Genomic DNA, 22,668 nt, shown 5'->3' with positions numbered 1-22,668 from the left:
ATGAAGGGAGACACATTACATGATTACGCTCAGAAAAATCACGCTGGAAAACCGGCGGTCCATCTTTAATCTGGAGGTTTCAGAAGACCAACGCCGTTATGTTGCGTCCAATCTGTCAAGTATGGCTTCATGTTATGTTCTGACCACCAATGGGGGACATCCGTTTCCGTTTGCTATTTATGCGGATGAACAGCCTGTCGGTTTTGTAATGCTGACTTATGGAATCACCGGATACGATCTCCCGTCAGTAGCAGACGGTAATTATTGCATCCTGCGGCTAATGATTGACAAGCAATTCCAGAATCGGGGCTATGGCCGGGCAGCTATGACAAAGATATTGGAATTTATCCGCACCTTTCCAGCCGGGCCTGCAAATTACTGCTGGATTCCTTATGCAGGCGAAAATTCCTTCGCCCAAAAGCTTTATGAAAGTTTCGGCTTCCGTGACAACGGCGAAATCTGTAACAACGAGTTAGTAACCGTATTGCAAATCTGAAATGCGGCTTAACTATTTATACGGATCAGGAATTTCTTCCCACTGGCTGGTAAAGACATCGGCTTTAATCGTGAATTCCCTGCCCTCTTTCCTGACTTCACCGAACAAATAACCATCCCCGGTAAAGCCGGAAATCCAGTCCTTGCTGACCGGCTCGAAGCCTTCGGTATCCAGAATGGGCTGGAGCAGCTTATACAGCTCCTTCTGGTATTTGCTGCCGTCAGAGATCTCCCACAAATCTATCGCTTCCCTGTTTACAAGGCTTCTCAAGGGATTGCCGGAGATAGCGTCATAAACCGTTCCGGTAAACGGATTGATTTTATAGGTGTTACCTTGCCCTTCGCCGTTCGGCGGATCAGTGAAATCCACAGTGTATTGGTCGCCGTCTTTGCCAAAGGTCCAGCCGGTTGCAGGAAGCCTTTGTTCCATCATGGACTTGATCTCTTGTTCGCTGAGCGGCGGAGCAACGAACGAGCCATAGTACATCTGTACGCTGTCAAGGGTCAGGTCCTTGCCGTAAACAACAACAACATCGAGCGGAAACTCAGTCATAGACGCAGCGCCGGACAAGCGGGCCACGATACGGCCGCCTGTCAGCTCATACGAAACTATAGCACCAAATCCGACCTTCTCCCCCCATGCTGCCTCAGTGTAATCATAAACTTTGCTCATATGCTTTCCATCCAGTTCAGCAGAGACATAGGTATGGTTATCGCGGTGTGTAATGGAGGATTTCAGCCTCTGATTCAGCGCTTCGACCGGATCCTCCACCACAAGCTCTTCCAGGGTAACAGGCTGCAGAACATGAATGTCATTCATATAAAGTCCTGTGCCGGTGCCGGTCGTAATACGAATGAAGATTTCTTTAGTACCGTCCCCGTTCAGGTCAGCTTCATCAATGATCGGAGGCCGCGTCTCGTCTTTACCGGCATCCCACAAGAACGTGCGGCTCACTTCACCCCGTACATTAACTGTGACTTCATGCAAAAGCGTATTCTCCCCTGTGGGCTTAGCGGTCACAGTGATCCCGTTTTTTTCTCCCAACAGAGTCCCTTTGACACCGGATGCAGTGGTATCTTTATCCTGTGAAGCTGCCGGGGAAGCAGCAGGAGTACTCTTCTCCGGGACCGGCGCAGAATTCAGCTTGGCCCCGGTCAGGCTACAGCCGCTTAAGAGCATAATTACGGCCAGGCCCAACAGCGTGTTCTTTGCTGTGATTTTCTTATGCCTTGTGATCATGATTATCCTTCTTTCCATTTCCTTTTTATTGCTTGAAATGCCAGCTGCTCCGGCCAGACTGATCGGGCCAGGTAATGTTTCCAACAGTTTGAGAAGAGTCAGCGCGTAGCTTCTGTGGCATTCCGGTTCAAGATGTGTCAAGACCAGTGCATCACACGCGACCTCCTGATCCGCTTTCATTTGGCGTACGGCATACCACAGCAGCGGGTTGAACCAATGCAGGGCCAGCAGCAAGCTTGTCAGCAGATTCAGTGGAATGTCGCGGCGTTTCAAATGCGCCAGTTCATGGAGAAATACATGGCGGAGCCCGCTTGCCTCCAGAGTATGCAGCGTGGATGCCGGCAGCAGCAGCCTGGGCCAAATAACACCGAGCAGCGCCGGGACGGGAATCTGCCTCGTCTCGATCAGCTTCACCGGACGACGCACCTGCAGTTCGCAAAGACAGGTTTCGAACAACATTCGGATGTCCGGAGAAATGACCTCCGGTTCCCGCCGAACCCTCGCCGTGAAGCGCATTTGCGCCCGGACCAACAGGCCCAGTACCACTGCAGCTCCACCAAGCCATACCAGTCCCAGCAAATATAGCGGCGTCCAGCCTGCATCTGCAGCCAGAGCATTCCCTGTCCCCGGCTGAATAACACTAACCGGCGAGGTCGGATTATCCGGTATTAGACCCGGTATCGTCGTTAGCGGTGAAAGTCCGGCACCTGCTGTTCCAGCGTCAGGCGGGGAGCCTGATTCTCCACCGGTCCACCCGGCCTCAAGCTTAATGCCGACCATCGGCTGCGTTGACGGAATGGAGGTAGTCTGCGCCAGTTCTTTCTCCAGCGGCAGCAGATTAAAAATGCTGAACGCGCTCTCCGGTGCCCAAGGAATGGCCAACCTCACAATCAGCGGTATCCATAGTAGATACGTCCAGGCCGGTTTTAAACGATCCTTGAACAGAAACCGGGCAGCCAGGATCAGCAGCGTCAGCACGCTCGCCATAGCGGACAGCGACACTACCTTGACGAACAGATTGTATGCAGCTTCCAGCAAGCAGCTCAGTCCTTTCGTTCATCCAAAATTCTCTTCAATTCATCAATATCTTCCCGGGACAACTTCTCATCCTGCAAAAAGTTGACCAACATCGGACGCAGAGTTCCGCCGTAGATCCGTTTCAGAAACGATTGGGTCTCCGATTGAACGCATTCCTCTTCCCGTACAAGCGGGTAATATGAATACACCCTTCCTGTCTGGTTGTACCCGACGGCCCGCTTCTCGGTCAGACGCTTAATCAGTGTCCGTACCGTCTTCGGGTTCCAGTCCCGGCTGCCTTCCAGCACTTCAATAATTTCACCTGCAGTGCGAGGGGCCTCTGCCCACAGCACCTTCATTACTTCCCACTCGGCATCCGAGATTCTTGGAGTTTCCGTAGACATATTCTTTCCGCCCTTCTACCCGTTTCCATGACTACAATTGTAATCCAATTCCAATAATATACAAGTATATCTCATTTATGTCAACCAGAAGCAGCTCTTATCTGCGAGGTTTCATGCATGTTCAGAGTTTTCCGGCGAAACTGGGCCGTTCCCCAAATTAACTCTATTGACGTTATAATCCACTAGTGTTATATTACACTCATGTAATATAAGGAGGAAGAAAATGTATAGTCTCTCCAACGTGGAATTCATCTTATTGCAAATTATTGCGGAATCCAAGCAAGCGTCAGGTTACCAGATTAATAAGCTGATCGAGCAGCGGGGTTACCGGGAATGGGCGAACATAGGCACTACTTCTATTTACAATGGTTTGCAGAAATTGAAAGACAAAGGCCTGATCCGATCCGAACAATCCGGCCACAAGTCTGGTAAAGGTCCTCTCCCGTCCACTTTTGTCATGCTGGAAGACGGTATGCACACTTTGAGAAATGAAATCATCCTTAGCCTAACTACCTCACGGGAACGGGATAACCGTTTCGATCTCGGGCTGGCGGCTCTCCCTTTTATCGGGATAAATGAAGCTGTAGAAGCATTGCAGACACGGCAGATTTTTCTGGAGGAGTCATTGAGGAACATCGCGCAAAAATATGAATCACAAGGCGGCTACCGGTTGCCGTTGCACGTCAGGGCTCTTTTTCTTCACCCGATGAGTCTCATCGAGAATGAAAAGATTTTTGTCGCCAATCTGATCAACGAACTAATAGGGGAATTGGAGGGTCAAAATCATGAGGATTGAAAACTTTGCTCCTTATCAGGGAGAACACTGCGAGACCACAGCTATGGGTAATCTGCTTCAACATGCAGGCGTTCAATTATCGGAGCCGATGTTATTCGGAATTGGACAAGGATTAGGATTTATATATTGGGATTCGAAGGGAATGGACTTTCCTTTTATTGGAGGCAGAGCGAAGCCAGATGAACTGTCTGCATGCCTGGCATCCCGGCTCCAGTTAAACATGAAGGTGAAGGAAACTTCCTCTGTCACAAAAGCATGGCAGAATGTGCAAAGCTGCATAGAGCAAGGTGTTCCCGTAGGCCTTAAATTAGATTCATATTATTTAGATTACTTTACGAATAAAATACACTTTGCCGCCCACTATGCCGTGATCTACGGTATGGATGACGAATACGCCTATATGTCAGACACAGGCCAACAAGGCGGGCTCGTAGCCACACGGTTATCCAGTTTGGCCATGGCAAGGAACGCAAAGGGATCCATGAGTTCCAGGAACCGTTCCTTTACGCTTGAACTGACAGGTGACCTTCCACCGCTTCTGCCTGCAATACGATCCTCTATTCTTAATAATGCGCACGACTATTTGAATCCGCCGATCCGCAATATGGGCAATAAAGGCATCGAAAAAATGAGCAATGAAATTCTGAAATGGCCTGCTCGCAGTAAGGACTTGGAGAAAGATTTATGTTTGACTGCTATGTTAATGGAAAAGGCCGGAACCGGCGGTGCCTTATTTCGCAACCTATACAGAGATTTCCTCAAAGAATGTGTGGACTTGCTCAGTAATTCAAAAATAGAAAAGGCTTATCTGCTGTTTACGGAAATCGCCCTCTTGTGGAATAATGTATCAGCGTCAATTGACAATGCGGGAAGAACCGGAAATCAGCAGGAGCTAAGACGGGGATCCGAGCTTTTAAGCGATATTGCCCAGAGAGAACGCTCCGCCATGGAGATTTTATTGACAATTTAACTTCAGGACTGGTAAATACGAGCTGCCCGCGTCCAGCGTGGGCTTTTTGTGCTGGATTTAGATTTTCCGCTTATTGTCTAATTAGCCCATCTCCTTCCACCTGTCTGGAAACCCATCCAGAATAAGGACAGCATATATCGCACTTAACGTATTTAAGTTCCCAAATCCTTATTTTTTAAAATTAAATTTCGTTCATTTAGATAAAAGCTATATTAAAAGGGTTACAATCTTCCGACATATTCTTATGAGCTTTTAGCTCAGAAAAGATTCGGGGGAGATGGTAATATGTTGCAGCAAATAAAGAAATGGCGATTCGGCTCACCTAGCATAGCAAATACTTTGTCCATTGTACTTTTAGTTATTATTGTTGTCGTCTTCTCGATCTTGGGAACATATATGTTTTCCAGCACTCGAAGCATACTTGTGAAACAACAAGAATCTATGCTGCAGACCAAGACACAGGCACTCGTAAGTCAATTCGATGCTCTATTTAAGGAAAAGGGCTCACAAGTTAAACAAATGGCAACGAATGATATATTTAAACAATACATTGAAACCACTGAATCTCCGGAAATGGCTATAACTTCCCCGCATGCCAATGAAGTAGTGAAGACTCTGGCAGCCATTGTAAAAGCAGAACCCTCTTTTGCAGATGCTTGGATTGCAAGTATTGACGGCAAAGGTTTTTACCTTTTGAATGACGGCAAGGCATCCGATGCAGCCTTTAATATTAAGGAACGGCCATATTACAAACCGGTAGCCGCAGCAGACGGACTGTACTATTCCGATCCTTATATTGACATCACTTCGGGCGATACGCTGATGGGTATCTTTTATCCGATTAAGGATGATAACAATGCATTAATCGGTTTTGCAGCGGTTGATATAGCCTTTAAAGACATCCCTGCCATAATGGAAAGCTACAAGCTTGGCAGCACAGGTTATTCCATTCTGGTCTCCAAAACAGGTGATATCCTGTATCACCCTGACCAGACTAAGGTATCCAAGGAAAAGATTAATGAGTTCCCGGGCGATCTTGGAGGAATCGGAAAGAAAATGATAGCTGGCGAATCCGGGGTACAACTGATTGATGACAACGGAGAAAGCCGGTACATTGGCTATGCTATCAGTAAAGATACCGGATGGTCCGTAGGTTTGACCATTACGGAGCGTGAAGTGCTCTCAGAATTAAAAAAGTTCACCTGGGTTACGCTTGGCGGGTTTACTGCAGCTGCGATCCTGCTCGTTCTATTTTCTTATCTCACGCTCCGTTACCTGCTCAGATCAATCCCCATACTGCTCACTAAAATCAAGCGGGTGGAAAACGGGGATTTGACAGTTCAGTTTGATGCCCATTCCAACAACGAAATCGGACAAATTTCAAACGGAATCTTCAATATGGTCCAGAAAATTCAAGGTATGCTCCAGATGGTCGGCACCTCCGCTGAGGTATTGAACCAGTCTTCCAAGGATCTGCAATCCATTTCTTCCAGAACGGCTATAACCATGAACGATACAGCGACGGCCATTAATGAGATTGCCAATGCGACCAACTATCAGTCGATCGAAACAGATACTATATTGCAAAAAACCGGATCTCTGTCGGGCCAAATTGACGAAATCGCCAGTGATGCCATAGCCATAGAAACGATGGTGCAAGCTTCTGCTGACCAAAGCGAGCTGGGGTTGGGTGTATTGGATCAGTTATCCAAGTGGGCGGAAGAAAATCACAACTCCACCCAGTCGATATCGTCAGCTATTCATGATATTGATCTAAGCCGCCATGAAATTTCAAGCATTGTGGATACAGTACATCAAATTGCCACACAAACCAATCTGCTGGCGCTCAATGCTTCCATTGAAGCCGCCCGTGCGGGAGAACAGGGCCGCGGGTTTGCCGTTGTTGCCGGAGAGGTTCGCAAGCTGGCGGAGCAGACCGCACAGGCCACACAGGAGATTGGCAGAAAGGTACATGAAATCGAGGAAAAAACTGTTGCATCCGTTAAATACACAGCACAGGGTCTTGAAATTGCTGAAGAAAATGCAAAATCCGTGGAGGCTACGAAGCAGGTATTCTTTAGCATTAACAAGGATTTGGAGGCCTTGAAATTACGCATGATTCAGATCAGCAGCAACACTTCCAAGGTCCATAAACATAAAGATGAAATTCTCCAGGCACTGGAAATCATCTCTTCCACTACAGAAGAGAATTCCGCTTCAACGGAAGAGGTTAGTGCAAGCACGCAGGAACAACTGGACAGCATTGAACAGGTCGCTGAACTATCCCAGCAACTCAGTCATTTGTCCAAAAAACTTCAGGATGAGTTGAACCAGTTCCAGGTCGAATAGTGCTCAAGTTATCCCCTGTTAACTCAATAACAGAATCATGCTAAGCAGGCAGCGCGCACCGATATTCCATCGGCGCGCGCTGTTTGTGTTAATTTATCTTTTTGATCCGCAGCACCAAAATTTCAACAGGTATTCGTTTCAATACTGTTGTTGTCTCTATTTCCTCTGCGCAGCTTACCCTTGAATATCGGCATAACCAGCATATATTGCAGCATAATAAGCGCCAGCGGAAGAATCAGCATCCATATATTCAGGTTAAACGGTATATAATCACCAGTCTGAAGAGATAGAATCCGTAAAATCCGTTCTGTAATAAACACCGCAAACGGAAGAGTAATAACATAGAGCAATACCAGCAGCGGTCTGTACACGTCAATCAGCAAACGGCTGATTTCGGCTGATTTGTAACCAAGCAGCCGGAGTATTTTCATATCCCGGGTACTGTCCTGAAAATTAAGCAGGAGAATCAGGTATATCAGTAAAACGCCAATTACAACGCCAATCATTTGATTAATGACAGCACTTGAACGACTTGAAACAGCGCTGCTTTCCAGCGCAGCTCTTTTATCCGCAGCAGTTACCACTTTAACGTTGGCGGAAGAATTCATTTCATCACTTAACTCCCCCGAATGCAGTGAACGCTCCACCTTCATCCAACCAGCGAGGTTATCTTTGGAAGTATATATCGTATCCGTATCCCCGTTTTGACTGATCGACTGAACGACAACCTCCACATTTTGCCGATCCAGTATAAGGTTGAGAGTATCCCCCTTCTTGATGCCATATAACCAGCTGAATGAGCGGCTGACAATGACTCCTTTCAGGTTATCCATCCTGAGGCCGTTATTATTGGCATCGAGCAGCGTGAACAGCGTCCCCCCGCTATCGAGTCCCAGCATTTGCGCTGAGATGATACTGCCTTTCTTTTGCTTTAGTTGCACTTGTTGCTGGAGATAATACATCCGGGAGGATCTGGCATTCGCATCATCATTCTGAAATTCCGGATAGGTAATGTCATAGGTATAATCAATGCCAGCCATTTGGGCATTCAAGGCTGTACCGCTGGATTGATATAAGGAATAACTTAGCAAGAACAACAAGGTAGTCAGCAGAATCGCACAAGCACTAAGGATTAAGGCATTCCATTTTCGCAGTGCAACACGGAACGGCAACCGCCACTTCTCCGGCAATAGATTAACTACCCGGTTGGCAGCCCGCAAGACACCCTTGACCGGCCGCGGCTGCGCTGAAATGTTTAACAAAGCATGGGTTTCTTGCTTCAAAAACGGAACCGCTGCAGAACACGTTATAAGAACTGCTCCCCCGACTGGAAATAAGATGCCTTTAACGGCTGACCCGAAATGAATCCCCCGTTCAAAAAACGGGAAGGAATAAGTGCTTTCCAGCATGCCCATGAGCACGTTGGATCCAAGATATCCTAACCCCATCCCCAAGAGGCAACCTATGCCTGCAATTCCGAAGGTAAACCTTATCAGGACAAAAGTTATTTGCCTCCCGGTAAAGCCAAGTGCTTTTAAACAGCCCAAATCTTGCTTGTGCAGCGACATGAATCGTTTAAAAAACATATAAAAGATGAAAAAAGATATTAAACCGAGCACAATCAAAAAAGACTGCGCCAGTCCATTATTTGATTCCAGCGCCTTTTGCAGTTCTGTATCGCTGTCTATCTCAGCGGCCGATGCTAAATAAGAAAAAGCTGGTTCTGCCAGCAGGCTTTCCTTTGATAGGTGATCAACGCCCTCTCGCAAGGCTCCGGCATAATATTGACTCTCCTGCCCCTCTAGTCTGTCATAGACTTCCGGTAAGACAAGAACGAACGTAGCATCGGAATAATTTTGCTGAACCTCACCAAAGGGTATAAACGATAAGTAATCCGGCAAATACATTGAACCAGTAATCGTAAAGCTTACTTCTCCGATTCTCCATGAATCGCCAACTTGCAGGTTATTCTGTTGCAGAAATTGCGGCAAGACCGCAATTTCATCTGCTTGCTCCGGCAGCCTGCCCTTCACGATATAAGGCATATTCAGCCGCTGAGGTTCACTAAGCAGAAAATAAGTCTTGTTCTCCCCCTTCACTTTCTTAATGCTGCGTTCCTCGGTAATCAGTTTATTCTCTAACCCCTTCAATACCCTGTTCTTGTCTGCTGTGCCGGTGAACTGGAATCTGACATCTTCCTGGTTTTGATTTCTCAAGTAGTACTCCATATTCGTTACATTCCGGTCAACTGAAAATTGCACGAAAAAATACATAAAAGAGGTTAACAAAATAATCAACAGCAGCACTGCTCCATAAGCACGGTTTTGCTTCAACAGGCTAACTATTTGCTTTTTTAAATAGTGCAATCCAATTCCGCCCCATTCCCCTTCAGTCTGCACGCGCTATACCCAGCTCATTTGTTCCACAGGAATAGGATTCTTCTGATGTATATCTTTAATCATCGATCCATCCTTAATCGTAATCACACGATCTGCGGTTCTCGCGATTTCGTAATTGTGGGTGATGAAAAGTACAGTTACACCATATTTAACACAAATCTGATGCAGCAAAGAAATAACCTTTCTGCTGTTTGTTTCATCCAGAGCCCCAGTAGCCTCATCGCAAAACAGCATACGCGGCTTCTTGATCAAAGCTCTGGCAATGGCTACCCGCTGTTGCTGGCCTCCCGACAATTCGCCTGGATATTGGTCCAAAACACCAGATATATCCAGCATCTCCGCCAATTCTTGCACAGAATACGCTCCACCCGATGCAGGCGCACCAATCCTGATGTTCTCTTCTGCCGTGAGATGGGAGAGCAGCAAATATTGCTGGAAAATCTGACCGATATCTTGTCTGCGAAAATCAGCAAGCTCATGTTCGCTGAATTGTGTAATGTCTTTGTCTCCGAAGAATACAGTTCCGCTGCTCGGCTTTTGTAATCCGGACATGATGTTGAGCAAGGTGGATTTTCCTGACCCGCTTGGCCCAATGATAACCGTGAAGCTTCCTTCCTCTATTTCCAGTGAAACCTCTTTGAGAATGAGTTCATTGTTCCTGTATTGCTTCGTTACCTCGTTAACTGTAAGGATTGTTTTCATAAGGGGGATGGCCTCCGAACAGATTATTTTGAAACCACTTGAACTGCTCCTCCAGAAATTCATCTGTAAGATCAACGGATAAACCCAGCACCCTCAGGCCCTCTAAAAATATCAGCAACTGATTGGCAACTATATCCGGGGAGGCTAACTCCGTCTCTTTCCGTTCATTGCCGTACTGGATCAGCCTGCTGAGAAAAGCCGCTGATTGTATGTACTGCTGCTGTAAGAACTCCCTGTCTGATTTGCTTTTGTGTGAGAGGAAAAACTCATAGGCTGCAGTCATCATGCTGTTATTAATCTGGCGTAGCTCCGCTCTTTGCCCGGACAAAAACAGCTCCATGATTTCACGATAGGGCTTGCCTGCCCCCATCATAGATTCAAAGATTTCCTCTGTATGTATGGCATTTGCACGCAACAGTTCGCGGAAGATATCATCTGTAGAGCTGTAATAACGGTACAAACCACCTCGGCTAATCTGGCACTCCTCTACAATATCGCTCATCGTCACAGCATGAAATCCTTTGCGAACGAATAACTCTAGTGCTTTACTCAGAATCAATTGTCTCTTTTCCACTGATTTTTTGGCCATCCTCATTCCTCCAATCGCTAAAAGAACTTCCACTCAAAAATGTGACACGACTGTCGCTTTTTGATTTTATGACACCACTGTCGCTTTTGTCAATATACGTTTGTCTGTCCACAACTGGATGAGCGCTACATTGTGTTGAACTTCACAGTTACTCAATCCGTCCATCCTCCTGGCCAAAAACTGTGCTAAAATCACATATAAGCCAATACAGAAATAAATCCAAGAGGTGCGTAAAATGGGACAAGGCTACAAACTGACCTGTGATCACTGTACATATACTGAAGATATATATATTGGAATTGGTTTCTATTATTTCAGCTTGGAGTCCATTGCCTCATTTGTAAAAGACCTTGCGCTCAAACAACAGATTGAACATTTTCAAAAAGATCCTGCCACGACCTTCGACGCTTATAAGGCTTTATATGTCTGCCCATCCTGTAATGCTGTCCGAAATGAATTATTTATGAAAATGTGCTCGGACACATCTCAGTTTGTAACGATCTATACTTGTAAAAGATGCAAGGATACCCTGAGGCTTACACCCTTGGAACACTTGGTGCCTGTTCATTTGAGTTGCCCTGCGTGTGAACACGGACAGTTGGAATCCACATTTTTTATGGACTGGGATTAGTATTTGTGGGGGATTCTGTAAAGCAGTAAAATGAGGAGTTGTAAAATGAATAGATTTTTTGAGGCACTATCCTATGTAAAAGAAATTTTGTATGAACCTAATCAATTAACGATAGCATCCGTCCGGGAAGAACCCCAAAATTCTGATTATGGGGCTGGTGTATTCCAGCTGAATTCTAAATCGGTCAGATTCAGAGTTGCCAAAATAACACCAACCAAAACAGGACAATTTGTCGCAATATGGGAAAAAGATTGTCATCATAATAATCAAGCCTTTTCATATGAAAAGGCCACAGACTTATTGGTTATTAATACTTTTGATGCACCTAATAATCGCTTTGGACAATTCGTTTTCCCAAAAGATGTTCTTGTGAAACATAATATCCTTACAACAACTAAGGCAAATGGAAAAATGGCCATTAGAGTCTACCCTAGTTGGGATACCCCCACCAGCAAACAAGCTATAGCTACACAAAGCTGGCAATTACCCTATTTTGCTATTGTAAATAACAAAGATTGTTTACAGACACAGAAATTAATAGAATTATACTCCAGCTGATCCCATGTGCCGTTTGTAGGGCTGCAATCTAGCCTTCCATAATTCTGGTCATATACAGGGCCGGATCGGCCATGAACTCCGCGAATTTAGCCAAAGGAGCATATTCCTGATGCTCTACATCGTAGTAGCCGATCTTTTGTGAGCCCGGATGCCACACGATAAGGATATCCGTGTAATCGTCTACTTCTGCCGACAGGCGCCGCAGCTTTTGCCGGCCGGACTTCATTTCAATTGTGTCCGTCAGGGTAAAGAAGTCGATGTAATCGACTCCATAGTTGTTCGCCGGAAGCTTCACACGCAGATTCTCTCCGCTTTAACCGGTGTATTCAACTTCGCGCCCTGCTCCACCAGCAGCTGGACGACGTCCAAACGGTCTTTGATAAGCGCCAATTCCAGAGGAGTAACCTTAGTGAATTTGCTTAGTTCTAGCTCAATGTTGATGTCCAGGCCGTCTGACAATGGGGTTTGCAGCGCGTTGAGATTTCCGATTATAGAGTATCTGCAAAATATCCATTCGGTCTGAGTTAAGTTAGTTTATTTCTATAAATCACTTTATTTACCTCATGTCTCACCGTCCGATGCCCTGCTTTAATCCCTTTACCGATAGCAATAAGCATTACATCCAGATATCTTTCGGAAATATTCAAAATTGCCTTTAGCTGCCTGGAATCATAACCTGACATTGTAATCGTGTCCAGTCCGGCTTCATTCGCCAGCAACACAAATGACATAGCCGCAAGACTTACATCTCTGGTTAATTCCATCCGGAGGTCCTCTTCTGATTTACTGGCATAATATCCGATGGCCGCATTTGCCAGGTAGTCTCTTAATGATTCATCGAAATAACCAGCTTGAAACCCTTCCTCGTGAATCTGAATAATGTTGTCGTCCTGGAACGCTTTATAATCACCAAGCATCACCAATACAGCGGAGGCGTCTGCCACTTGCTGCTGATTGTATGCGATAGGCAATAGTGACTTTTGGATATGAGGATCATCAATAATCAGGTACCGGACAGCCTGTACATTATTTCCATTGGGTGATTTGCTTGCACTTTCAATGAATGAAGCCAGCAGTTCCGGGCTGATTTTATAATCCGGATCATAATGCCGGACTGAATTCCGATGTTCTAAAATATTTTTCACACTCATGTTATTCACTCCCACCTTTATTTATCTTGCTTTTCAAATTATAGTAGTAAAGATTACACAGGAAAATAACGCACAAAATTGTGGTTTACCCACTTTTAAGTGCCTATTGGGGAGGAACGGGACTTGGTCCAATATAATTCAGGGATAAATATATTTATGAATATTGTGGGCGGAAAGTGGAAGTGTTTAATTCTTTTCTTTTTGAGCCGGAATCCGGTCAGAACCAAGGAGTTTTATGAGTACATTCCGGGGATCACACAAAAAGTATTAACCGATCAATTGCGTCAGCTGGAAAAAGACGGACTTGTAAAAAGAGAGATCTTTCAGGAGGTTCCACCAAAAGTAGAATATAGTCTAACGGAGTTGGGCCAATCTTTTGTGCCCGTGTTAAATACAATGTGTGACTGGGGCCATGAATATGCAGTGTTGAAGGAGATAGAGCGAGACGGACAATTTTACTGCACGCACCAAAATAATCCTCAATAGCAGGACATAAGGAGGTTTATCGTGGGGGCATTCCAGTTGTGCCGGATTGCCCCCGATCATTAACTAGAGCTAAACAGCTTCCTTCTCAAGGGGGCTTACAAGCTCTCTTTGTCTTTTAATTGCATGGTTGCAATACAGGTGTCGTCGTTCTCAAAAGTAGAGATGGCGGATTCCGCGGTTTTCCCGTCATGCTCCACCGTTATATGGTATGTTTTGTCACGCGGCAGCCACAGATCAATAAATCCATTGTCTTGTGATTTCATTGTAGTTTTGTCCATTACGGAGTTCCCCTCTGAATCCTCAATCCCTACACTGAACTCTTCATCCGTCATTTCGCCCTGACAGCCAGTGAGGCTATGGATTGCGCAAGGGTGTGTTTTATCTATGTAAGGCGCGATGGACAGAAAAAACTCATCCTCAGGCAGATTGTAGGTGATTTCTTTTGAATTGTCACCAGTCACGATAAGCTGCCCGGAAGTGATAGAAGCCGATTGGGCCGTTGTGTTGCCTGTACTGAAATCATGTACCATTTGTTTAATATTAGGTGCTATGTCATGTTCAGGTTTTTGTTTTTCGGTGTTTCCCGCAAATAGGTATGTCCCCAGCGCGATAGCAACTACTCCAGCAGCCGCCAGCGTTTTTTTGTTCATCTTGAATTCATCTCCTTGTCCGTTTATTTTATTGTAACCGAGATCGTACAATTGTGCGCGTGGCACAGATGATATTCGCAAAAGAGTAACAATATCAAAGAAGGCCGGTTGTCCAACTCCTCCTGAGTGGATACCGGCCTTTGACAAAGGAACAATAAGATTATGACGTTATTACGCGTGTATTTTTCCAGCGCAGCTTATACAGTTCAGGAAGCACAACTCCGATCAGCACTATAATGACGCCAGTCCACTGCAGCCAGCTTACATGCTCATGCAGTACAAATGAGGACAGCAGAACTGCAACCGGCAGCTCGGCGGCACCAAGAATCCCTGCCATTCCGCCGCCAATATGGGGAACACCGATTGCAAACAGCACAGGCGGAATAAAGGCGCCGAACAAACCCAGCAGGAAACCATACAGCAGCAATTGTCCCCACAGCAAACCGTTGAAGATGAAGGTTGGCGGGAATAAAATGCATAATAATATAAATCCGCCGGTAATCATCCAGGCGCTCCGGTAGGCCGGGTGTGCGGCAGGAACGGCTTTGCCGCTGAATATAATGAACATCGAATAGCTTACCGCAGACAGCAGGCCTAAAGTGAGCCCCAAGATATTGAAATGGGCGGCACCTTGATCCAAAATCCCCGCAGCCAGCAATGTTCCTCCGAACAGCAGCAGCAAAGTCAGCAGTGTAATTTTATCGGGACGCTGGCGTTTGCTTACAGCTTGAATCAGCACACTGATCCATGTGAACTGGAACAACAGGATGATCGCCAGCGATGCCGGAATATAGCGGAGCGACTGATAATACAGCAGACCAGTCAACACCGTCGGAGCTCCGGCGAGCATGAGCAGCAGTCTATGCTTCCAGGTCAGTGCTGTTGACACACGCTGCGTTGCTGCGGCTGGAATGCCGTGGCTCTTTTGTTTGCGGTTTTCTTTGACTTTTGTATAGATAGCCAGCAGCCAAGCGAGTATGCAGCCGGTCAATAACTGTGTACCGACCACTTCCCCGAGCTGATATCCTTTTCCGTAAGCCAGCACAACAATTGTTGATAGGATACCATAGCTCATGGCCCCCACTAAGACGGATATGAGGTATTTCAAATCTTTCATGTTTATTAATCCTCCTGAATCTTCTGAATCGGCCGCTGCACACAAAAAATCCTAACTCCGGGGACAAGGATCATAACATTAGATCCTTGTCATCGTAGTTAGGAAGAATAGGCTTCCTGTAGAAACCCTCGCCCTGTATGTAGCAAATGGCTGCGAGGTTATACGAGAACAGTATGTAGTTTTCTGTGTTTCGACTGTTCATATGTTACACGGCAAGTGAGCAGACGTCAACACTAATTTCTTTAAATTTGTGGTTTTGTCTTAGGAACCCCTATGGAACTGAAGTGTTACTCTTCATCACAGGACGTTTCCTGACGATGATAGATATATGCTGATATTGCCAGGAAAATTATGGAGGTACCGATGAAGATCAACCACAGAAAAGAACCTTTCCGATACACCTTTAAGGAGCCGGTCTCCTTCAACTTGTTTATTGTAAGCATAAATGGAATACCCGCTCCCGCCAAACCCGTACAGGCGCTCATGTATGACATCAGCCGTTCAGGTTGTGGTCTTAAGATGCCGCTTGCGCTTAGAGTAGACAGCAATCAAATCCGGGTCAGCTTAAACCTCGTCCTGCATGAAGAACCATTGCAGTTGGAGGGCACGCTGCGCTGGGGCCGTGAGGAAGCAGATAATCATTATTACGGCGTCCAGCTGGACATCCCCGAACATGAACGCGACCGGCTTCCGCGTGAACTCCGGCTGCTGGCCGGGCAAAGCAAAATCATTGTCAAATAGAAGAGTTGCGGTGTCAGCTTCTTGACAGCCTATGCCGCAACTGATTGACATCCCTGATGGGCGGCTGCCCGAAGAGGCGGGCATATTCCCGGCTGAATTGCGACGGGCTTTCGTATCCCACCTGAAATGCTGCCTCAGCGGCTTCTGTGGTCTCTGACAACAGGAGCCGCCGGGCTTCCTGCAACCGGACCTGCTTCAGATACTGCAGGGGACTCATCGCAGTAACTTCTTTAAAATAATAGTGGAGTGAAGATACACTCATGTTGACCATTTTGGCCAGATCATGCACTTGAAGCCGTTGCCTGTAGTCACGGTTAATCCGGTCTATAACGGCTGCGATTCGCTGGGCATGGCTGCCGCTGACAACAAAAGACTTGATAGTCGCTCCCTGTTCCCCTTGAATGACCCGATACAAAATCTCCCGGATCATCAATGGCGCCAGACCTTCAATATCCTCCGGGTTATCCAGCAACCGGATCAGCCGAATGACGGCGTCCAGCAGAGTGGAGCTGACGGAACCCGCCGCTAGCCCCCGGCTGGAATGGTTCCCGGCTTCCCCGCCAGAACGCGGCATCTGCAGCATATCGACAATTTGATCCGGTTGAAAATTTAACTGCAGGCCCAGATACGGCCGAATTGACGTCGCCTCCAGGATTTGACCTTTGACAGGGAGATGTACGGATGCCAGCAAATACGACCTCGAGTCATAACGGTAGCTCTCCTTGGCCAGCATTACCATTTTGCTTCCCTGGGCAATCATACAAAGAGCCGGCTCATAGATCGCGAACTGCGGTTCCTGCCCGCAGGAAGCGCGGAATAAATGCAGCGAAGGTATTGCGCTCTGGTGCTTTCCATCGGTTCTTGTATGCCGTTCAATCAAGGAAGCCAGTTCCCTCTGCCCTTCTAAGGACAGTTCTTCTTCCGGTTGTGTCTGGTTCATCTTAGCCCCCTCCTCTCTCTTTACTGTAATCCAGCTTGGAGAATTAGGCAAATTTCGCCGGGAGTTACTGAATCCGAACTGGCCAACAGCATTTCGGAGGAGTATGCGAAAGAGCTGATGAAGGAATACCGGAAGCAGGCACTCCCGGCCGAGGCTGTTGCACGGACAATCCTTTTTGCCATCGAACAACCGGCCGATACCGCTATAAATGAACTTGTTGTCCGGCCCTCCTAGTATATCTGCGGCAGATTAGCAGCCTATTGCTGCTCTGCCTTTACACACAACGAAGCAAGAGCCCGCGACAGACTCGGGCTCTTGCTTCGTTATTTAGACTGCCTCCGGTTTGTTCGACGTACTTGCGGAGGTTCACAGCCCGCAGTTGCCATAGCTGAACGCACCGCTAGGCAATACCGCCGCCTCACCCCCTACTGCTCGGCACGGAGGACAATTTTACCAGCTGCATGATGCGTTTCACTTTTTTCATGAGCCTGCCTGATTCCTTCTTCGTTCAGCCAGAAGGTACTGTCAATTACCGCCCGCAGTTTGCCTTGATCGGCAAGCTCTGCAAGCTTCTCCAGCTGACTGCCGCTGGGCTCCATCATGAATTGAACGCCGGTGACTTGGTATTTCTCCTGCAGCTGCTCATCAGGTTTCTCAACAAGAGAGACCAGCCTGCCGCCGGGTTTTAAGATCTCAAAGCTTTTACGCTGGATATCCCCACCCATCGTGTCCAGCACGAGGTCATAGTCTGAGAGGACCTTCGAAAAATCTTCTTCTTTATAATCAATAAAACGATCGGCACCGAGCGATTCCAACAGTTCCTTGTTCCTGGAACTGGCTGTTGAGGCCACTTCTGCTCCGAAATGTTTGGCCAACTGGATGGCAAACGTGCCGACCCCGCCCGAACCGGCGTGAATTAGAACCTTATCGCCTTCTTTAATCTTCCCGTGGTCAACGAGCGCCTGCCACGCTGTCATCGCTGCCAGCGGCACGGCTGCAGCTTCTTCAAAGTTGAATGCTTTGGGCATCTTGCTCACCACATCCGCATCTACCGCGATATACTCGGCATAAGTGCCGAAATCACGCGGACGTGCAAAGACACGTTCATCCGCCTTAAACCGGCTCACATTCTCGCCTACCTCAACGACCACACCGGCGGCATCTCCGCCTAACACTAATGGAAAATCACCAGTGGCAGAGCCCATAGCACCTTGCCGAATTTTAAAATCCACCGGATTTACAGATGTTGCCCTCAGCCGAATCAATACCTGATTGGGTTCAATCACCGGCTTGGGAATTTCTTTGCCCACCAATACTTCAGGTCCGCCAAATTGTTCAATCACAACTGCCTTCATGCTTCGGATCACGCCTCTCTTCAAGAGAATATCTTCCTGAACCAAATCCAGGTTCCTTATTGATTACCCTCCGGACCTGATTCTGCCACAATTTGTTGTATATCGGTATAATGTAGCAAAGTGTAGTTTTGGAGAATTAGGCAATAATCCGCTAACAGTGAAATATTCCTTTGGAAAATAGATACAAAATGTGTATCCTAATGAGTATAGTCTTCTATGCCAACTAAAATCTGAAGGTTCGGAGGAGAATTTATTGTTATTTGAACATAATTTGAACGGGTGGGATTCCTGGAGCAGCGTTTTCCAATCGAAGGAAGCCTTTTTCCCTTTAGCCAAGGCGATCTTCGATAAAGAAGGATTACCTTTGGTAAAATCCTTAGAGACTCTTCCTCCAGGCACCAACGCAGTCTTCAAAGCCAATGAGCTAATCATTAAAATCTACGCCCCTATACAAACTAACTTGGATACGCAACAAGACTACGCTACTGAACTGGCAGTAATGGAATTTGCTATGAATCACAATATTTCCATCCCCAAGATCATCGGGCACGGTGAGTTTATGGACAAGTATTTGTTTCGTTATCTTATTATGGATTATGTACCTGCCGCATTTTCCATTCAGGAACTTTTATTAGCTTCTTCATCCGAGAAGAAAGAATTTGTAAATCATATCAAACAGATCTCTGTTAAACTCCATCAGCCGGCGCAAAACTTGCTGCCCCGTATTGACCTCAGAATTCAAGACAACCGAATGAACCGCATGGATGGGTTGAATCCGAATCTCATCAAAGAGCTGGCAAGATGCGCTGAGAACCTGGATTATGATGAAGTGGTTTTGGTACACGGTGATATCACGAGAGATAATCTGATCATTGGTACTGATCGCTCCGTTACGCTAATTGACTTTGCAGACTGCATCATGGCTCCAGCCTATTACGAGCTGCCTGCAATCATATTTGAATTGTTCTTATGCGATCAAGAGCTGGTGGCGGTATATATCGGGGAAGAAGACCGCGAATTGTTTCTGGATGCACTAATTAAAGGCCTTTCTATTCATCTTTTCTGTGGTTTCATCTTGAAGGATTATTTCGAAAGAAGTGACATCCCAAGAGATCGTGTAGCAAGCATAGACGAATTAAGGCTGTTGTTGCAAAAACAGTTGTTTCCACATTAACAAGGAGGTTTGCAGAAAAATGAGTGGAGTAGAAAACGCTTCGGGTTGGGACGCTATAGACGCGGCTTTACAGAACATCTATGGAGACCAAGAGCCCAAACACTACGGAACTATAATTCCGTATACGCTGGGAGGCCCTGATCCTCTGAATGGCATCAGTGTGTATGAAGTGAAAGAGCCTGTAGCCCATTGGCATTTTGTTACCTACGGCTTCTCAGAGCTTTACGATAAAGAGAGCAGCGATCCTGAATACAGCGGTTATGGATTTGAATTGACCTTCCGGCTGTCCAAATCAGACAACGAAGATGAGCCCCCGGCCTGGGCATTGAATCTCCTTCAGAATATGGGGAGATATGTGTTTGGCAGCGGCAATATCTTCCGGTCTGGTGATTACATGGACGCGAATGGACCTATTTGTCAGGGAGCAGATACGCTTCTGACTGCCCTCTCCTTCATTGCTGATCCCCAGCTACCGGAGATCGAGACTCCTAACGGGCGGGTGGAGTTTCTGCAAATGATCGGCATTACGCAAGAAGAGCTGCTGGCTATGCAGGTCTGGAATACGCTTGGCGTTCTTTCGGCAATCTCTGAGCATATACCGCTCTACACAACTAATCTGCTGAGAGATTCGCTGCTGAGCCTCCCTGCGGTTTTTGAAGCCGTTCGGATTGGAAGTGAGACAGAGGGTTCAAATACCGGAATTCTCTATGTTGATCAGTTGTCCTGGAATCCTTCACCTGCCGGGGGCATGTCCAAGACATTGACCATCGGCGCAAAGCAGGCTGAGGTTGTTAGTAAATTGCTGCGGGGAAGAATCTTAAAAAAGCGTAACTTGACCTTATCCGGCCCGGAGACCCGGATCGTCTTCGAGACGGGTGAGGCCAGAGAAGTACAGGAACAGGAGGATTCAGTCACAATTAAGCTTGATCCTGCTTCGGCGGCAGCAATTGCCCTGCTGCTTACCCCGGTAGCCGGAACTTTCGCGGTTCCAGCTTGGCCGGAACTCATTGTGAGTATCGTACCTACCCATATCAAAGACAGTGAAGGAAATATCGTCGAAAGTATCGGATAAGCCCGTTAAAGATTTGAAGCGCTAATAGGCTTTAATGCTGTTTTGAGAAAGGCTTCAATTTCAGGAGTAAGCTTCTTTTCCTCTCAAACATCCTTCAATAGAATTACACTTGACTCTTTGGCTCTACTTCTTAGGTGTATTGCAGTGCATAATCAATACACTATCACCCGTTTCCCCCCCGCTGTAATCGTCTTCTCCCTGCCGGATCACACGTATATTTATACTGCGGCGGGCGCAGAATAAATGCTGTCCAATGCATAAATATAACACCTTTTGTTAGTTTCATAGAAATTATTGATAGGCCATCAAAAAAGAATTGATTGGCAAAAGGATGTCAGGTTTTAGTAAAATTCTTTTAAATTCTTAGTAAATGATGGGTTTATCCATATCCACTATACAGACAAGGAGTGTTCATCAAGTGTCTACCCTTACACCGGAAGCCTCAGCTTCGGCCGAAAGTTATGTACGGCGTATCTATGAAGAGGTCAAACACCGCGATCCTCAGGAACGCGAGTTCCATCAGGCTGTCAAAGAAATTCTGGATAGCCTAGTACCCGTGCTGGCCCGCCACCCCCATTACATGGAGCATGCCATTCTGGAACGGCTGGTTGAGCCGGAACGCAGCATTTCCTTCCGTGTTCCCTGGAGCGATGACTCCGGTCAGATCCGCGTCAACCGCGGCTACCGGATCCAGTTCAACAGTGCTATCGGACCATATAAAGGCGGCATTCGTTTCCATCCATCCGTCTATTCGGGAATTGTCAAATTTCTGGGCTTCGAGCAGATATTCAAAAATGCTCTGACCGGCCTGCCGATCGGGGGAGGCAAAGGCGGTGCCGATTTCGATCCCAAGGGGAAGTCAGACCGGGAAATCATGGCCTTCGCCCAGAGCTTCATGACTGAGCTATACCGCCATATCGGTCCAGACACGGATATCCCTGCAGGTGATATTGGTGTCGGCGCGCGGGAAATCGGCTATATGTTCGGTCAATATAAACGGATACGCGGGGGCCATGAAGCAGGTGTGCTTACCGGCAAAGGTTTGTTATACGGCGGAAGCCTGGCGAGAAAAGAAGCTACAGGCTACGGCCTCGTTTATTTCGTGCAGGAAATGCTGGCCGCGCAAGGACTGGACTTCCATGGGCAATCCGTCGTCGTTTCCGGTTCAGGCAACGTTTCGATTTATGCCATGGAAAAAGCACAGCAGCTTGGTGCACTCGTTGTCGCCTGCAGCGATTCCGCGGGGTACATTTATGATCCGAAAGGCATCAATGTCGATACCGTCAAGCGATTGAAAGAGCAAGAACGGCTGCGGATCAGCGAATATGTCAAAGAGCATCCCCATGCGGTATATACGGAAGGCAGCACAGCCATCTGGACTATCCCTTGCCAGATTGCCTTACCTTGCGCCACGCAGAACGAGCTGGATGAAGAAGCAGCGCGGACGCTTGTTGCAGGTGGGGTGAAGGCTGTCGGAGAAGGCGCCAACATGCCCTCTACACTGCCGGCCATCGATTACTTTCTGGAGCATGGCATCCTGTTCGCACCGGCCAAGGCAGCCAATGCCGGCGGTGTAGCCGTATCAGGTCTGGAAATGAGCCAGAACGGAATGCGGCTGTCCTGGGCCTTTGAAGAGGTGGATGAACGGCTGCGGCAGATTATGAAGAACATTTACCGCAGCGCCGTCCGGGCAGCAGATGAATACGAAGTGCCCGGCAACTTGGTGGCCGGTGCCAACATCGCCGGCTTCCTGAAGGTAGCCGACACTATGCTGGCCCAAGGAGTCGTCTAAGACTGACAGGCTGCCAGACTACTGCTTAAAGAACATTCTT

22 protein-coding genes and 1 riboswitch are annotated in these 22,668 nt (G+C 47.1%); of the genes, 10 read left to right on the top strand and 12 right to left on the bottom strand.

Annotated features, from left to right (window positions below; translation table 11 throughout):
- Positions 1-19 precede the first annotated feature (19 nt).
- Positions 20-496, top strand: a complete 477-nt coding sequence (locus NST07_RS14785) for a GNAT family N-acetyltransferase (RefSeq protein ID WP_342481807.1) — start codon at positions 20-22, stop codon at positions 494-496.
- Positions 497-508: 12 nt separating this feature from the next.
- Here NST07_RS14785 and NST07_RS14780 read toward each other — a convergent pair whose 3' ends face one another.
- Both NST07_RS14780 and NST07_RS14775 read right to left on the bottom strand, forming a co-directional pair.
- A complete protein-coding gene (locus NST07_RS14780) occupies positions 509-2,773 on the bottom strand; it encodes a M56 family metallopeptidase (RefSeq protein WP_342481806.1) in 2,265 nt (754 codons plus the stop codon).
- Positions 2,774-2,778: 5 nt separating this feature from the next.
- Positions 2,779-3,156, bottom strand: a complete 378-nt coding sequence (locus NST07_RS14775; RefSeq protein WP_341092689.1) for a BlaI/MecI/CopY family transcriptional regulator — start codon at positions 3,154-3,156, stop codon at positions 2,779-2,781.
- A gap of 223 nt (positions 3,157-3,379) precedes the next feature.
- Between NST07_RS14775 and NST07_RS14770 the strand changes: the two genes are divergently transcribed.
- The 3 genes from NST07_RS14770 (at position 3,380) to NST07_RS14760 (ending at position 7,271) form a co-directional block, all read left to right on the top strand.
- Positions 3,380-3,952 carry a PadR family transcriptional regulator gene (locus tag NST07_RS14770; RefSeq protein ID WP_341092688.1) on the top strand — a complete coding sequence of 191 codons (573 nt, stop codon included), beginning with the start codon at positions 3,380-3,382 and terminating at the stop codon, positions 3,950-3,952.
- Positions 3,942-4,922: a BtrH N-terminal domain-containing protein gene (locus tag NST07_RS14765; RefSeq protein ID WP_342481805.1), complete on the top strand. Its 981-nt coding sequence runs from the start codon at positions 3,942-3,944 to the stop codon at positions 4,920-4,922. The genes NST07_RS14770 and NST07_RS14765 overlap by 11 nt, the downstream gene beginning before the upstream one ends.
- A 285-nt stretch (positions 4,923-5,207) precedes the next feature.
- Entirely contained in the window at positions 5,208-7,271 is a 2,064-nt protein-coding gene (locus NST07_RS14760; protein ID WP_342481804.1) for a methyl-accepting chemotaxis protein, read from the top strand.
- 122 nt (positions 7,272-7,393) lie between these two features.
- On the opposite strand, the gene NST07_RS14755 is transcribed toward NST07_RS14760, so the two are convergent.
- The 3 genes from NST07_RS14755 to NST07_RS14745 form a co-directional block, all read right to left on the bottom strand.
- On the bottom strand, positions 7,394-9,604 hold the full coding sequence (locus tag NST07_RS14755; RefSeq protein WP_342481803.1) for an FtsX-like permease family protein: 2,211 nt from the start codon (positions 9,602-9,604) through the stop codon (positions 7,394-7,396).
- Positions 9,605-9,673: 69 nt separating this feature from the next.
- Positions 9,674-10,372 carry an ABC transporter ATP-binding protein gene (locus NST07_RS14750; RefSeq protein WP_341092680.1) on the bottom strand — a complete coding sequence of 233 codons (699 nt, stop codon included), beginning with the start codon at positions 10,370-10,372 and terminating at the stop codon, positions 9,674-9,676.
- A complete protein-coding gene (locus NST07_RS14745) occupies positions 10,350-10,961 on the bottom strand; it encodes a TetR/AcrR family transcriptional regulator (protein WP_341092679.1) in 612 nt (203 codons plus the stop codon). Before NST07_RS14745 ends, NST07_RS14750 begins: the two co-directional genes overlap by 23 nt.
- A 676-nt stretch (positions 10,962-11,637) precedes the next feature.
- On the opposite strand from NST07_RS14745, the gene NST07_RS14740 reads away from it, so the two are divergent.
- Positions 11,638-12,150 carry a MepB family protein gene (locus tag NST07_RS14740; RefSeq protein WP_342481802.1) on the top strand — a complete coding sequence of 171 codons (513 nt, stop codon included), beginning with the start codon at positions 11,638-11,640 and terminating at the stop codon, positions 12,148-12,150.
- Positions 12,151-12,178: 28 nt separating this feature from the next.
- Here NST07_RS14740 and NST07_RS14735 read toward each other — a convergent pair whose 3' ends face one another.
- From NST07_RS14735 to NST07_RS14725, 3 genes are all read right to left on the bottom strand, one after another.
- A complete protein-coding gene (locus NST07_RS14735; RefSeq protein WP_342481801.1) occupies positions 12,179-12,445 on the bottom strand; it encodes a hypothetical protein in 267 nt (88 codons plus the stop codon).
- Positions 12,442-12,609, bottom strand: a complete 168-nt coding sequence (locus NST07_RS14730; RefSeq protein WP_342481800.1) for an ankyrin repeat domain-containing protein — start codon at positions 12,607-12,609, stop codon at positions 12,442-12,444. Before NST07_RS14730 ends, NST07_RS14735 begins: the two co-directional genes overlap by 4 nt.
- A 65-nt stretch (positions 12,610-12,674) precedes the next feature.
- Positions 12,675-13,301 (bottom strand): nitroreductase family protein, encoded by a 627-nt coding sequence (locus NST07_RS14725; protein ID WP_342481799.1) that lies wholly within the window; start codon positions 13,299-13,301, stop codon positions 12,675-12,677.
- A 156-nt stretch (positions 13,302-13,457) separates the two neighbouring features.
- Between NST07_RS14725 and NST07_RS14720 the strand changes: the two genes are divergently transcribed.
- Positions 13,458-13,787, top strand: a complete 330-nt coding sequence (locus NST07_RS14720; protein WP_052092545.1) for a helix-turn-helix domain-containing protein — start codon at positions 13,458-13,460, stop codon at positions 13,785-13,787.
- Positions 13,788-13,882: 95 nt separating this feature from the next.
- On the opposite strand, the gene NST07_RS14715 is transcribed toward NST07_RS14720, so the two are convergent.
- Together NST07_RS14715 and NST07_RS14710 are read right to left on the bottom strand one after the other, a co-directional pair.
- On the bottom strand, positions 13,883-14,437 hold the full coding sequence (locus tag NST07_RS14715) for a CueP family metal-binding protein (protein WP_341092669.1): 555 nt from the start codon (positions 14,435-14,437) through the stop codon (positions 13,883-13,885).
- Positions 14,438-14,597: 160 nt separating this feature from the next.
- The gene (locus NST07_RS14710) at positions 14,598-15,554 is read right to left on the bottom strand and encodes a DMT family transporter (RefSeq protein WP_341092668.1); all 957 of its coding nucleotides are present in this window, start codon (positions 15,552-15,554) and stop codon (positions 14,598-14,600) included.
- A 75-nt stretch (positions 15,555-15,629) separates the two neighbouring features.
- Positions 15,630-15,740, bottom strand: a riboswitch (purine riboswitch).
- A gap of 177 nt (positions 15,741-15,917) precedes the next feature.
- Here NST07_RS14710 and NST07_RS14705 point away from each other — a divergent pair.
- Entirely contained in the window at positions 15,918-16,295 is a 378-nt protein-coding gene (locus NST07_RS14705) for a PilZ domain-containing protein (RefSeq protein WP_341092667.1), read from the top strand.
- Positions 16,296-16,308: 13 nt separating this feature from the next.
- Here NST07_RS14705 and NST07_RS14700 read toward each other — a convergent pair whose 3' ends face one another.
- Positions 16,309-17,235, bottom strand: coding sequence for an AraC family transcriptional regulator (locus tag NST07_RS14700; protein ID WP_342481798.1), 927 nt, complete (start codon positions 17,233-17,235; stop codon positions 16,309-16,311).
- 425 nt (positions 17,236-17,660) lie between these two features.
- Positions 17,661-18,614, bottom strand: a complete 954-nt coding sequence (locus tag NST07_RS14695) for an NADP-dependent oxidoreductase (protein WP_306080841.1) — start codon at positions 18,612-18,614, stop codon at positions 17,661-17,663.
- Between the two features lie 229 nt (positions 18,615-18,843).
- Between NST07_RS14695 and NST07_RS14690 the strand changes: the two genes are divergently transcribed.
- The 3 genes from NST07_RS14690 to gdhA all read left to right on the top strand — a co-directional run bounded on the left by NST07_RS14690 (position 18,844) and on the right by gdhA (position 22,628).
- Positions 18,844-19,764, top strand: coding sequence for an aminoglycoside phosphotransferase family protein (locus NST07_RS14690; RefSeq protein ID WP_341378399.1), 921 nt, complete (start codon positions 18,844-18,846; stop codon positions 19,762-19,764).
- A gap of 19 nt (positions 19,765-19,783) precedes the next feature.
- Positions 19,784-20,836, top strand: a complete 1,053-nt coding sequence (locus NST07_RS14685; protein WP_342481797.1) for a suppressor of fused domain protein — start codon at positions 19,784-19,786, stop codon at positions 20,834-20,836.
- Between the two features lie 418 nt (positions 20,837-21,254).
- A complete protein-coding gene (gene gdhA, locus NST07_RS14680) occupies positions 21,255-22,628 on the top strand; it encodes an NADP-specific glutamate dehydrogenase (RefSeq protein WP_341092659.1) in 1,374 nt (457 codons plus the stop codon).
- Positions 22,629-22,668 lie beyond the last annotated feature (40 nt).

Origin of the sequence: Paenibacillus sp. FSL L8-0340, from assembly GCF_038593145.1 — a bacterium.
Lineage (GTDB): Bacteria > Bacillota > Bacilli > Paenibacillales > Paenibacillaceae > Paenibacillus_AQ.
The sequence above is the reverse complement of the archived record's forward strand: the minus strand, read 5'-3'. Positions and strand labels throughout refer to the sequence as shown.